Origin of the sequence: Algoriphagus sp. Y33 (genome assembly GCF_014838715.1) — a bacterium.
In the GTDB taxonomy this organism is placed as follows: domain Bacteria; phylum Bacteroidota; class Bacteroidia; order Cytophagales; family Cyclobacteriaceae; genus Algoriphagus.
This window is the reverse complement of the sequence record NZ_CP061947.1, coordinates 531,936-544,747: the sequence shown is the minus strand read 5'-3', so window position 1 is coordinate 544,747 and position 12,812 is coordinate 531,936. Positions and strand designations below refer to the sequence as shown.

The 12,812-nt window shown below is 42.4% G+C and carries 15 protein-coding genes; 2 read left to right on the top strand and 13 right to left on the bottom strand.

The window, feature by feature from the left end:
- Nucleotides 1-131: 131 nt before the first annotated feature.
- The gene (locus tag ID165_RS02225; protein WP_255505127.1) at nt 132-761 is read right to left on the bottom strand and encodes a transposase; all 630 of its coding nucleotides are present in this window, start codon (nt 759-761) and stop codon (nt 132-134) included.
- Between the two features lie 113 nt (nt 762-874).
- Here ID165_RS02225 and ID165_RS27015 point away from each other — a divergent pair, with 113 nt between their 5' ends.
- Both ID165_RS27015 and ID165_RS02210 read left to right on the top strand, forming a co-directional pair.
- Complete coding sequence (locus ID165_RS27015) at nt 875-1,003, top strand: YgjP-like metallopeptidase domain-containing protein (protein ID WP_370539728.1); 129 nt, start codon at nt 875-877, stop codon at nt 1,001-1,003.
- Nucleotides 1,004-1,183: 180 nt separating this feature from the next.
- Nucleotides 1,184-1,648 (top strand): carboxymuconolactone decarboxylase family protein, encoded by a 465-nt coding sequence (locus ID165_RS02210; RefSeq protein WP_225586951.1) that lies wholly within the window; start codon nt 1,184-1,186, stop codon nt 1,646-1,648.
- Between the two features lie 104 nt (nt 1,649-1,752).
- On the opposite strand, the gene ID165_RS02205 is transcribed toward ID165_RS02210, so the two are convergent.
- From ID165_RS02205 to ID165_RS02150, 12 genes are all read right to left on the bottom strand, one after another.
- Nucleotides 1,753-2,436 (bottom strand): hypothetical protein, encoded by a 684-nt coding sequence (locus ID165_RS02205; protein WP_225586950.1) that lies wholly within the window; start codon nt 2,434-2,436, stop codon nt 1,753-1,755.
- Between the two features lie 413 nt (nt 2,437-2,849).
- The gene (locus tag ID165_RS02200) at nt 2,850-4,424 is read right to left on the bottom strand and encodes a PepSY domain-containing protein (protein WP_192348772.1); all 1,575 of its coding nucleotides are present in this window, start codon (nt 4,422-4,424) and stop codon (nt 2,850-2,852) included.
- A 10-nt stretch (nt 4,425-4,434) separates the two neighbouring features.
- Complete coding sequence (locus tag ID165_RS02195) at nt 4,435-4,659, bottom strand: hypothetical protein (RefSeq protein ID WP_192348771.1); 225 nt, start codon at nt 4,657-4,659, stop codon at nt 4,435-4,437.
- A gap of 55 nt (nt 4,660-4,714) precedes the next feature.
- A complete protein-coding gene (locus ID165_RS02190) occupies nt 4,715-4,951 on the bottom strand; it encodes a hypothetical protein (protein WP_192348770.1) in 237 nt (78 codons plus the stop codon).
- A gap of 228 nt (nt 4,952-5,179) precedes the next feature.
- Nucleotides 5,180-6,451, bottom strand: a complete 1,272-nt coding sequence (locus tag ID165_RS02185) for a hypothetical protein (protein ID WP_192348769.1) — start codon at nt 6,449-6,451, stop codon at nt 5,180-5,182.
- Between the two features lie 45 nt (nt 6,452-6,496).
- Nucleotides 6,497-8,911, bottom strand: a complete 2,415-nt coding sequence (locus ID165_RS02180) for a TonB-dependent receptor (protein WP_192348768.1) — start codon at nt 8,909-8,911, stop codon at nt 6,497-6,499.
- Entirely contained in the window at nt 8,912-9,517 is a 606-nt protein-coding gene (locus ID165_RS02175; protein ID WP_192348767.1) for a hypothetical protein, read from the bottom strand.
- Nucleotides 9,518-9,597: 80 nt separating this feature from the next.
- Nucleotides 9,598-10,179 (bottom strand): RNA polymerase sigma-70 factor, encoded by a 582-nt coding sequence (locus tag ID165_RS02170; RefSeq protein WP_192348766.1) that lies wholly within the window; start codon nt 10,177-10,179, stop codon nt 9,598-9,600.
- A 71-nt stretch (nt 10,180-10,250) separates the two neighbouring features.
- Nucleotides 10,251-10,586, bottom strand: a complete 336-nt coding sequence (locus ID165_RS02165; protein WP_192348765.1) for a hypothetical protein — start codon at nt 10,584-10,586, stop codon at nt 10,251-10,253.
- An 87-nt stretch (nt 10,587-10,673) separates the two neighbouring features.
- On the bottom strand, nt 10,674-10,913 hold the full coding sequence (locus tag ID165_RS02160) for a hypothetical protein (RefSeq protein WP_192348764.1): 240 nt from the start codon (nt 10,911-10,913) through the stop codon (nt 10,674-10,676).
- A gap of 625 nt (nt 10,914-11,538) precedes the next feature.
- Nucleotides 11,539-11,688: a hypothetical protein gene (locus ID165_RS02155; protein WP_192348763.1), complete on the bottom strand. Its 150-nt coding sequence runs from the start codon at nt 11,686-11,688 to the stop codon at nt 11,539-11,541.
- 667 nt (nt 11,689-12,355) lie between these two features.
- Nucleotides 12,356-12,700: a low molecular weight protein tyrosine phosphatase family protein gene (locus tag ID165_RS02150; RefSeq protein WP_192348762.1), complete on the bottom strand. Its 345-nt coding sequence runs from the start codon at nt 12,698-12,700 to the stop codon at nt 12,356-12,358.
- Between the last annotated feature and the right edge of the window lie 112 nt (nt 12,701-12,812).

Sequence of the window (12,812 nt, the reverse complement as noted above, 5' to 3'; positions counted from 1 at the left end):
CTGCCCATGCCCGGACCTTTATCCGGGAATAGTCATCCGACCGGCGGATCTGTTCGGGAGTCGGAAGCGGTTCTCCGTAGACTTTTTTTCGTCCTTTTCCGTGCTTGGGTGGCTCGAGAGGCAGATAGAGGCTACAGTCTTTCCGGATTCTGCCGATCAGGATGGTATTGGCGGGGAGTTTTTTTCAGAACCGCTTCGTTGGTATAGCTCCCGTCCACGCTGACCACCAGCTCCTTGTCGGTAAAGCCGTCCTGATCGAGATTTTCACGCAGGAGCCTGATCCGTTGGGCACCGATGACGCTGAGCTTGGCTTTTTTTTGGGTTTCACGGAACAGTTGCCAATCCTGTTCTCCTGCTGCTTTACCGGGCTTTTTCACACTGGGGCAATGATGTAGGTCAACGGGGATAGCCCGGGCCTGTACCGGACCCATCTTTGAAAAACAGGATAATGAAAGCTGTATGAACCGCTGCCCAAAAACCAGATTGGTCCGGAAAGGTGGGCCAAGTGCATCCCTGAGCCACCTGGCACCGAACACGTTTCTTCCTTTTTTTCGTAACAGGGTGTCATCCATGTGGGCAAAAACATACCGCTGTGCCGGATCAGCCAATGCAACAACTTTCCTTCGGATGACACCGAAAATCCCGGCAACATCCATCCTGTCCCCTTTAAAAAGGCGATAGGCGGCCGACCAATCCTTAAACTGATCACCGCTTGCGGTCAGCCACCCGGTAATGGTGGAACGCCCCATACAGGAAAGCACTCCGTTGACCAGCCTTGCGGCTCTTTGCCAGGTGCGAAACTGCTTGAAGCAGGATTGGCATTCCGAGAAAATGCCCTGAATTAATCAAGGCACCTAAAGGAAGTATCGGATATGTGATTATTCATGAACTATGCCATTTGGTCCACCATAATCACACCGCAGCATTTTTGAACTTCAACAAACCATCTATGTCTTTTGGCCAACAGGTCAAAACGCTGGCTCAGCTTGTTTCGATCAGCTGAATAATACATGATATTGCTTAAAATAGGTTCAGAAAAATCACTGAGCTTGTTGCATTTTTTGATCAAAAAAGAATAATCCATTGTTCGGTAATTTTAATTCTTACAAACCTAATAAGGATAACCAGTGTATCAAAAGTGCCTTATGATGCCGGTAACCAGATAAATCTCTCGACTGGCTAAATGACATCTATTAAAAACGGGATGATTCCCTTTAGCATCCAAGGTCAAGTTGAGCAATCTAAGCTGGTAAATGTGGCTATTTGCCAATATTTTCTCTATACTTCGCTTTTATTCATACCAATAAACGCCAGTCCAGTGAAAGAATACCAAAATCCGAAAGACCGAAAATACACAAAGCAATTACTTGATGCTGCCCCTAAGGAATCAGCAGCTTTTATGAATCTAAAGCATACGGCAGAGCGAGGCGATGGAGTAATTCCCGTCAAATACCGGGAATTGATGTCTATAGCCGTGGCACTGACTACCCAATGTGCCTATTGTATGGAATCGCATATCCAAAACGCTAAAAAAGCAGGCGCCACCAAAGAGGAAATTGCCGAAACCGTGTTCATTACATCCGCTATCCGTGCAGGCGGGGCTGTGGGAAATGGACTGCTTGCAATGAGGATGTTTGATGAAGTTTAAGCCAAAACAATAAAGGGTTTGCAAATAATTCCTTACCCAGAATCCACATTACCAAAGTTCAATTTTGTTACTTAGGAGCTAATGAAATCGGGCTTGATAGGCTGCTAAAGTACTTGTCTTTGCTTCAATTTCTCATTCAAGCTTTTGATAAAATCTCTCCTTTCCATCAGATCATAGAGTTTGGTCTCAAAGGTTTTGGTTTGCCCCAGCTTTGGAAAAGTCAGTTTACCTTTTGCCAGGGAATTGGCAACCACAAGGTTGAAGTAATTGTATAGCAACATACATCTTTGCAAAAAATCAGTCTGAACTACCTGAAAGCCGATTTTCTTTACCGTTCTCTTATTCAGGATATAGCTGGTGCCCCGGATGGTAAGGTTCTCAGAGTTCACACGTTGAAGATGATCAATCAGGTTGACCAATCCTTCAAGGTATTGCTCCATAATCAAATTACTTCGCTGCCTTCCATTAAGGCTCCTGTCTAGCACAAAAACATAATCAAACAGGGTACCCCCATGGACGGTGATTAACCCCTTCTTTTGCTTTTCTGCCAGAAATAAAGGAGAATAATAAATCAAATCCCCGCTCTTTTTTAGCGCAGGCACATCAAAAAAGGGAGCTACAAGCGATAGGATAAGTGGAATGCCTATAATCAAGGGAAGAAAAAAGCCGGATTTCCAGCAACCAAGAAAAACCAACAGGAGAACCAGTAAAGCAGTTAATCCTATTCTTACCTGAATCCACACCTGTTCATTTTTAGACTTCAGGTAAAAACCATGCTTCAGCTCCACTATCGAAAAGTTTACAAGGGGGAATAAATCAATAACAGCGCAAAACTAAGCAAGGAGGTTTAAAAAGCACGCATCTACCTACTTATTCTATTCGCCCCTCTTACAACATTCCAACTCACAAAGCAGACCAGAAGGTGCTAGTCAGCGGTAAAATTTTAGCTTTCAGTAACTAAAAGGCTTGTGCAAGAAAAGAAATAAAGCGGCTGATGATTTATTCTCTAAAGCTGTTTCTACTGCAAGACAACCCATCGAGTCGTTCTTTAATTGGCACATTGCCAAAATCCACATCCAGAGAGCCGGTAAAGTACACTCTACTAAAGGATTGCCTGTTCATGTTTTCAGCAAAATTGCCGCAGCTTTTATAACCTTATATTTTAACCCTTGATTCGCATTATTAATGTATTGGTTTATCATTAATGTATTGGTTTATCAGATGCGTTTTTTACCATCAGTACTTTGAGTGAAATGTAAAGGGTGAGGAAACCAACTATAAGCCAAAATAAATCTACGTAAGCTACATAAGGGATAGTCCTCCAGGTGCTCCACATCCAATCACCTGTAACAATTCCATTTGCAACAGGCACCAGCATAGCGAGTACCCCTCCAATTACAAGATAGTTGCGGTTGAGCTTGGAGTAACTCTTCCAGAACAAACCAACAACAATCAAAACAAGCCAGCTCAAAAAGAAAACCGTATTGACTAACCCTACCCTGTCTGCCATTTCTATTGGAACAAGCTTGTTGGCCAAAAAGATAACTGCGAATGCGGGAAACATACTTAAACAAATGGCCAAATACACTAGGGTTACCCGATGATGAAAAAGCCGTTGTTTATAAGAATATCTTTTGTTGTCCCTGGCAGTACGCCAGATCATTACTCCACTGATGATCATAAAGCAGGTAATCAAGGAAAGGACAAAATAAATAACCTTCATGGTCATGCCTCCAAAGTCTCCAAAGTGCAGCTTGCCCAAAACAGAAATGATAGCCTGGCTGTACGATTTTTCGTTGGGCAGGACGCTGTACTCTGGCAAAAGTTTGCCATCGCGCATGTACATGACGAACTTACCGTTGGACATCAACCCTCCAAAATCATCAAAATGAAAAGTAATCACAGCATCTTCTTTACCATAATTCCGCATATCTGCATAGCGGATCTGATGGTTAGGGTAGGCTTCTTTCACGTGTTTGGCAAGTTCCCTGATTGATAAGTTCTGGGATTCTGGTGCATTTTCATCCACTACGATGGAGTCCTCTGGAGACACTTTGTTGTACACTTTGCTTACATCACCATTATAAAGTAAAAATACGGTGGGTATCAAGATGAGCGTGAGCAGGCCAAAAAACGCTCCGGTAATGGCATAGATCAGTTGAAAGGGCAATCCCAAAACCCCAAGTACCGTATGTGCATTTGTCCAAATGTTCCTCCACTTACCTTCGGTAAAAAAGGCAAAGAATTTGGTAAACAAGTTTCTCCAATGGATTAACAGGCCATTGACAATCGCAAAGAAAAAGAACAGGGAAACCAATCCTGACAGATAAAGACCTACAACAGGTATCTGCCCGAAATAGTGAAGGTAATAAATCGTATCTCCTACGGTTGTATGGGGATGCGACAAGTCTTGAACCCTATAGGTATCCGGAGCGATGTACGCAGAAATACGGTGAAAAGAATTGTCATCAGTTTTCTGATAGGCATAGACTGTAAACAGTGGATTTTTTTCATCGGGAAAGATCAAAGAGGCATTGTCGTGCCAATCAATAGTATAGACGCTGTCCAATTTAGCCAGTGCCTTATCATAATCATAATCTGAATTGATAGCTTGGCGTGCCTCAGGATTTTCCCACTGAGTGATCTCATGTCTGAATAGGGAAAATGCTCCCGCAAAGAATATCACAAAAAGTGCAAAACTGATCACAATTCCAGCCACTGTATGTGTATGGAACAGCATATTGTAAGTCTTATCTCCCAGTCCTTTGAGTTTCATTTTTGATGCTTTAGAAGAAAATAATCAATCCCGAAAAAAATGAAATTGCCAAAAGCAAAAGCCAGGCGTGCCAGGCCTTTTTGATAAAATAGACCATCACCATTAATCCTACCCAAACCACAAAACCTGTATAGGAACCTGACAGGACAATGGGAGTTTCATTCGGCATAGCCACTTTTGCCAGGGCCACATGTAGCGACATAGCAGCTATATAGGCACCGAATATGGCTGCCATAAGCTTGCTAAACCGCTTCCAGGGTCCGGATAAATACTCTTTTTTTGCCGGCATGTTAAATAAAATCAACAATGAGGAACAAAATACCGATAGCCGCCCATACATAATTCCATTTTGGGCTGAGCTTGAGGGTGATTACAAGTGCTGACATAAGGGTACCGATGGCAAACAGTAAATAAACAATGGCCGAAAAAGCCTCATATTCCAAGTATAAAAACCACCAAGCTACCAATACCATAAGAGAGGCAACACTTTTAAGCTGGTTTTTGCCCGATTTTATTTTATGCTTCATGCGACTAATAGGGAAATATTTGGAAGCCATGTAGAATAAGTAACTGGCAATCAGAAGGAGTAAGAGGACCATTATTTTTTAAAGGTAAAAATTACTGCGTAGGTCAGCATTAATAGCATCATTATCATCTGTGGTTTCAAAGGTTAGCTCACAATGGCCGAAGCGACTTACTACGACCATTGTGAGCTAGGACTTTTATAATTTATAATAGATGAAATTGACAAGCTTTTACCAAAGCTTGTTGAAATGTTCGATACCACCACCTACGTGTTTAGTAACTTCAGTGTAATCATCGATAGCATTTTGTTGCAATAGATAACTTGTTTGATTCCCATCTGAATCAATGGCGCTTGCATTTATGAAAGGTTTTCCATCAATAATTCCGAATGCTCTGGCACTGGTATAACCACTAAAAGCATCGAAAGGCTTAACCTCATTGGTTTCTAAATCAACTAAAGCAGCTTTGAAGTTTCCTGTATATAAAATAGTATATCTATCATCAAAGCTACCCCAAGTATAATCATCGCCGACATAGGTAAACACTATTTTGTTGTCGTAAATAAAAGAAGTACCAAAATACAATGTCATTTCCAATACATCATCAAGATTATATTCATAACCCGCATCGAAGGAACCATCATTATTTACTTTCAGTAATGAGTGTGGGTTCGGTAAAGTTTCCGGGTTATTAAAGAAAGCAGGTACTAAAGAATTCCCCCAGACCGGAACAGCGTATCTGGTGCCTGTAACCGGATCAGTATAATGAGCATTATCTGAACCAATTAATCTGTTATCTATATTATAAGTTACAGTTGATGTAGTAGGATCAAATATAGCTGTTCTTGCCCCGGCGACTCCCGCAGGGTAATCACAACAAATGCCTAATTCACCAGTTTCAATTGGAATAAGAATCCTTCCATCATCCGTAACTTCTTTGTTGAATTCAAATAATAAATTATCAAAACCCAAATCAGGGAAGGCATCTACGTTATGAACTTTTGTAATTTCCATGGTAGAAGGATTCCATTCGACTACCACACCTTCAGCTAGGTTAGTTGTATATGCCTGTGTTTCAGAAATGAAAGCCGGTGCAGCAATATTTCCTGATACTCCGGTACCGGCAAAACTCACAATACCTATAGCTGATAACTCAAAAGAAGATTTATTTACTTCCCATTTGGTGATTGTAGCGGCATCTCCATTCCATGTATAAGGGTTTTCACCATAAGAGTATATTCGGCTATTTAAACCTAACTCAACCGCTTCACTTGTATTTGTCGCAGAAGGGAGGTTCTCATGAGCCTCTAGGTAGTAAACTCTACCTTGTGGGGTTTCCACACGGTATCCAATAACCCAGGCACTTTCTACCTCTTCTGCATCGGGATTAGTATCACCTTCATCGTCATTACATGAGGTGATGGATATTGAGATCATTCCGACCAGGAGCATGGTTATCCATGCCCATCTTTTCGATATTTCCATTGTATTAATTTTAGTCATTTTTTAAAATTTAAAATTGCTTGTATTGTCAGTCATTGTCTCCTGTTAAAATTGAATGGTTGATTTGATGTAAAAAGCTCTGCCCGGGCGTTGCACTCCGTAGAAGTCGAAGACCTTTGCATCCGTTAGGTTCTGTACCTCTAGTGTTAAAGCAGTTTGTGCTTTTTTAATGTTTATTTTTTGTGTAACACCCGCAGCATGTGTTAGCTGGCCAGGGGTTTCGGGCTTGTATTGTTTTAAGCCTGCGCTTTCCCAGCCAATAAAATAAGGAGGTACATAGCGTGTATTCCAGAAGATGGAAAGCCTGTCGTTTTTTTTAATAACGTCCTCCAACAGGTATTCCGCCCCGCCATTGGCAAAGAAGTAAGGTGTATTCGGAATACGGTCACCCTTAAAGCTGGCAAAAGGGCCTTCATCCGAGGTATTGAAGTACGACTGGTAGGTGCTGTTGGTATGGAGGGTTAGTCCTTTGATTAGATCCTTTACCCTGCCGCCCAGTTCTACTCCTTGTGAGTTGGCACTCCATACGTTGTCGTAAACACCAACCCCTTCTGCATTAGTTACCAGGAAAATAAGGTCATTGACCCTGCGAAGGAAGAAATTGCCTTGTACCTGCCATTCGGTTTTGGTACTTGCTTTATTCTCAAAACTCCACTGCAGGTTTACATTGTGGCTGCTTTCGGGTTTCAACTCCGGGTTTTTTCCAGTTAGCTGCCCGTCTCCAAAAATTTCGTTCTGCCTGGGTAGGCGATAAGCATATTCGTAGCTCAACTTGGTAGCAAAACGGGAGGCCCAAGCATAACGAAATCCACTTCCGGCTCCATAGTTGTTCACTGATCGCTCAGATACCTGTAACCCTTCAACACTTGGATCCACTGATTCAATACGGATGCTTTGACGGTAGTTTTTGGCAAAGGTCGTGATTTGGAGTTTTTCATTCATCAATTCACCGCTGTACTCCAGACCACTCACCAAGTCAAAGAGATAGCCATCATCCAGTGCCGGATCAAATTCGCCTTCTGTCAACAAGTCGTCTCCGGTGCGGTAAGCGTACGTAGGTGCTATGGCTAGTTGAAGGGCATGTTTTTCTGAAAATTTATAGCCCATCTGCTGACGAACAAAGTAATTTTGACTTTTGGTAATCAGGTGTTCATCTTGTCCAAACTCTCCCGGTTGGTTTTTTACACGTACCACTTCTCCATGCCAGTTGTACAGGTTGCTACTGGTGTCGATGGATACAAACTCGTTGTAGTTATAGCCCGCTTTCAGGTCTAGCTCCCATTTTTCAGTCGGGTTTGTATTGTAGTGCAGGTTTAAACCTTGAGAAAAGCCGGTAAAGACTACCTCACCAAAAGGGTTGGCCGCCACGGCTTTGTCGATACCCAACTGGGGGAGGTCGATTAAACCGGGGGACTGGGAGTTTTGCACTTCTTTATTGTAGTTCCCATAGTAGCCTTCCAAACTCAACTCATTTGCCCATTTTTTGTCCCGAATGCCTACTCTGAAGTTTGTACCAAAAGCCTTGTACCCATCATGAAACCTTTTTACAGTTTCCTGCTGTAGTTGTCCTTGTTCGTTGGGGATGGCCACATCTATCTTATAGTTGTTGTCGGTATAGTCATAAAATCCTCCCGCCACTACGAAAAGTCCGGTTTTGTCATCGGCATAATTGATACTTGCAGTGGCCCGATGGGTGTTGAACGAACCTATTTGATAGGAGGCCGATCCAGCCCACCCCCCAAAAACGTCAGGTGATGCGAGGTTTACCGCTCCTCCCAGCGCGTCCGCACCAAACTGGATGGGCACCACTCCCTTATACACTTCTACCCGCTGGATAGCATTGACCGGGACGTTGGCAATCCCAAAAGCATAGGGAGTGAAATCCAGCGGAATACCATCGTAGAAAAAACGGACCTTATCACTGGATAAACCATTGAGGGCAAATCGGGTATTGGAGCCAAGTCCTCCGGCACGCTGAACACTTACCCCTTCGGATTTGGCCATCACCTCGCCCAAGTCGGCCGATTGGAGCTTAACTTCCCGTGTTTCGATGACCTGTACTGATTTTGCGGAGAGTTCGAGTACCCGTCCTTCTGATTTGGCAGTCACTATTACTTCGTCCATCTCGGATGTGTTTTCTTTCAGGGTAATGGATCGGGTCTGCTTGTCGCCTGTCTGGAATGTGAGTGTAAATACTTGCTTTTCGAACCTTAAGCCTGAAACCTCAATGGTGTAAGTAGCAGCCTTGATGCCTGTAATAGAAAATTGACCATGTCTATCGGTAATAGCCCCTTGCCGGCTTTCTTTCAACACCACAGCGATACCGGGAATAGGTTCGCCTTGTGAATCCATTACCTTTCCAATCAACGATGAAGGGGATTGGGCTAAAGCCTCAAATGTGGCCAGCGTACCGGCAAGACAGGTGTAGCACGTCATTATGATGATGAGTAATTTCTTCACCTAGTTATCCAGTCTTAAGATAGAGAAGTCGCCTGCCAAGGTTGGGAATACGTTATCATCGTTGTAGAGAGTGTGGCTGCTTATCAGATTGGGTTTTTCCATTGTGCCTAGCAAATAATAAGTTTGGCGAGGCTCCAGTATGAATGGAGTGTCGCCAACTTGTACGCTCTTTTGTGCCATCGCACTATTGTACAACCTCAGCGTTCCATCAAACTGTAGCTTGAATACTTCACCCGGCAGGTTGCCTTTAGTGCCATTCCCCCCGGAAATGTAAAGGTGATCTTTGGGAGATTTATCAACTATCATATTGGCATTGGCTGTACTAGCTGAAAAGCGGCCCCCAAAGAATGTAGCGAAAATAATGAAGGCTGCCGCAGCATATCTAGCCAGCTTCTTATATAGTGGCATGATAGGGGTATTCTCACCCGAACCAAACAATGACCCATAGAGTCTTTCACGGATGATTTGAGGAGAATTTCCCATTTCCTCCGGTGACAACACTGCATCGTCTTCAAGTGATGAGATCCAGATTTCTACCTCTTGGGCTTCCTGTCGGGTGCATAGACCAGCAACATGTTTTCTTAATAAGGCCGAGGTGATTTTCATAACTTAGTACGTCTGTTCATTTATACAATCGTACTAAGGCACTCTAACCCTGAGTCAGTATAGAAAAAAAATGATTTTTTTTAGAAAAAGCTGATCAGGAGTACCGCCGGCGTGGCATAAGGCATTAGGTTTTTACGTAGATGTGCCAGGGCTTTGGTCATGTGGGATTCCACTGTTTTCTCGGAAATGAGTAATTTGGAAGCTATTTCTCTGTTGGTAAACCCTTCTTCACGGCTGAGCTGATACACTTGCCGGCAGGCGCAGGGCAGTTGATCCACGAGTATCGATACTTTGTCTTGTAGCTCTGCAAAATGGAGTTGATCATCGGTACAATTACCATAGCCACAAACGTCTTCCAATTCACAGTTGAGCGGCAGTGTCTCTTGTGCAACCTTACGGTAGTAGTCGATGGTTTTCAATTTGATGGAGCGAACCAAATACTTTTCAATAGACCCATTCTCATTCGTGATCAGTTCTCTTCTTTCCCAAGCTGATCGAAATACATCATGGACGATCTCTTCCGCATCTTCACGGTTTCGTATCCGGCTGTAGCAGATTGTAAACAGCTTGTTCACATTTCGCTCATATAGCTTCTTAAATCCCGCTTCCGTTCGGAAGTCAGCAGATGAGTTGTTCGAATGTATTTTGTCAAGAAGACCCAAAATTGTAGCGTATTTTTTAATAAGTTGTAATCAAAGTCATATCACTTTATCAGATGTTTATCCAGCATTAGCTATTGACCACTAATGGTCGTATTTAAAAGCCCATCATTATATGAATAAGGAGAGGCTCTAAAAGCATGACCAAAAAACTTTCTAAACGGAGAGCTTAGAAATACCAACCCCATAGCTCCCGCTCCCGTGACTTCCAATGTTTGATACCGTTCCCAGAGTGGTTTGAATATGCCCTGGGTCCTTTTATTAGATTCTTCGCAGTCACCTGTAGCTTTGTAGCAGATGGTGTACATGTGATCCCAATAGCGATTGAAAATCACTTCATATGCTTCCGCACTTCCTCCGTTCAATTGCCTGATCAGACGGACATCTCTATGTAGGTTAATTAAAGTCAAATCCTATTAAATTGAGTTAGCGCACAAACATATACTTATTTAGATCAAATCTAAACAAAAGCAATTATAAAACTTAATCCCCAAATTTCAAACCCTTACTGCGTACAGCCCACCGGCCATTTCAGTCCCGTTACGCTGCCGGTTGATAGCGCCGTTATTCAACGTCGGGACACTTGCAATGAAATAGGCTGTATTTGGCCAGGCACCTACCATCGGCATGGCAGAATATGGTGCATCGGTTTCTATACCGCCCACTGGTATAACTGGATCTGGGGATAGGTGAAGGCTCATCACTACAGAAGGAGGCATAATCGCTGCAAAAAGCACAGCAGGAAAGTTGATCCTTTTGATAAGGAATCAAGACTATTTTTTAATCATTGAACTCTATTGATTCTTCAGTATTACGATACTGTCCACATTTATCAACCAAAAATTTCAGTTGATTAAGAACAAGTTTTCATCCCTCATAAGGAGCTGTCATCCGATTAGGATAAATATCTGAATCAAAAGAATAGCAAAAACGTCTGTCTATAACAGTAACAGTCTCGGTTGGTTTACTCCAAACCTCTTGTCTGCAAAAAATCATTCTCTAAGCATTCACTCTTATCAAAAGATTGAAGTTGATCGTGGATATGAAAACAGCCTTTTGAAGGGTTGTCTTAAGCTAATTCGTCAACAAGGTTATAATCTGAACCTGCGCCAGTACCTTGGCTACTTTTCATCTTCTATCTGTTTCCGCATTTCAAATTCCAATTCGAAGATCAATTCCGTAATGGTGAAATACTTGGGCAATTCTCCGAAAATCTGAATAATTTTAATGGTAGATTTTAGCGACGGGAACACCTATATAAACCGACGTCTAACACTCTTCATTAACTTACAATATGAAGTACCTATGACTACGTCTTTCTTAAACAACTGTCTCTAGGCGGTGTATAAAGACAGTTGTTGTTTAAGTTTGGCTTGCCTGTAAGAAGCCGGTTTCCACAGATTCTAAGCTTCCATGGGAGTCAGGATAATAGAAGACGTACATTTCGTTGGTCCCTTCTGCGCCTAACTGATCTTCGGCTTTGGACAAACAGGAAGTCAATCGATATTGCATACTGCTTCATTTCAACAAACGCATGTAAAACTGGGCAGAAATTTGCGGTAAGCTGATGGATTTGTAGAAACGGGTGGATGTGAAAATCAGTAGGATTTTTTCTGAAAACCCAACCCCATTTCCAGATGCAAGGATAGATAAAGGAAGACAAATTGAAACGCTCTCCCGCGCACTACGGCAATTTATTGAACTGCAATAGGAAAAGAACGCAACAGTGATCCTGCATATGCTACGGGATATGGGTGCGAAACTGAAGGCAGTGAGATAGATGTGTTTAGCTCAGACCCACAGAATCCAGGATCAATTCCATAGGAATTTCGCCGTCACGAATGCTTCCAGGAAGCGGTGTATTGCTTCCCTAAAAAATCGAGACAGGTAGTGCTACGCACGCAACGGAGGCCTCGTTGTTGTGTGGAGTTTTTCTTTCTTCCGTCATAGTTTCTGTCTTAAAATATTGTTTAGTTCGTCAGACTTGTTTAGAATCCACCGTTTTTAATTGTCTAATTACATTTTACAAAACTCAAAGGCAAAATTTTGTCGCTTGTTCCGTGTATATGGGAAATGTTTTTGGTCTGTGTTTGGTTTGTCCACCGAGCAACTTTGTTAATAGCCCACTTCAAAAAAGTCGGATCTGTATCGATAAGAATTTGCTTTAAAAGTTCTTTTGTCAAAGTTTGTAAACTATTTTTAACGTATCGTTAATTCCGTCTGATAGTATCTCAACAAGTTCTTCGTTCATAAATTCATAGTCGTCTGGAATGTTAAGAACTTCAATAGTTGGCAAATCTAAATGTCTGTAAAGTCCCCAAATTTTTGCTCGTTGCCCTGTTTCCATTACAAAAAGCAAGTCCGCCCAATTCAGATCATTTTCAGAAATTTTCCTATCGCTTTTGGGACTTAGTCCAGCAGAACGAATATTGAAACGGTCATCATTTTTAAAAATGTGTTCCGCAGTCCTGCTCCGCTTTTTATTTCGTCCGCATACTACTAATATGTTTGGTCTTTCTGTCATTTCGTTACTGTCGCCCTAAAATTGATACGTTTTGACTTTTGGTATAGTGGCGATCTCTGAGCACTTCACTGTCAATATACCACAAAAGTTGATGCAAGGTAGAATGTTCAAT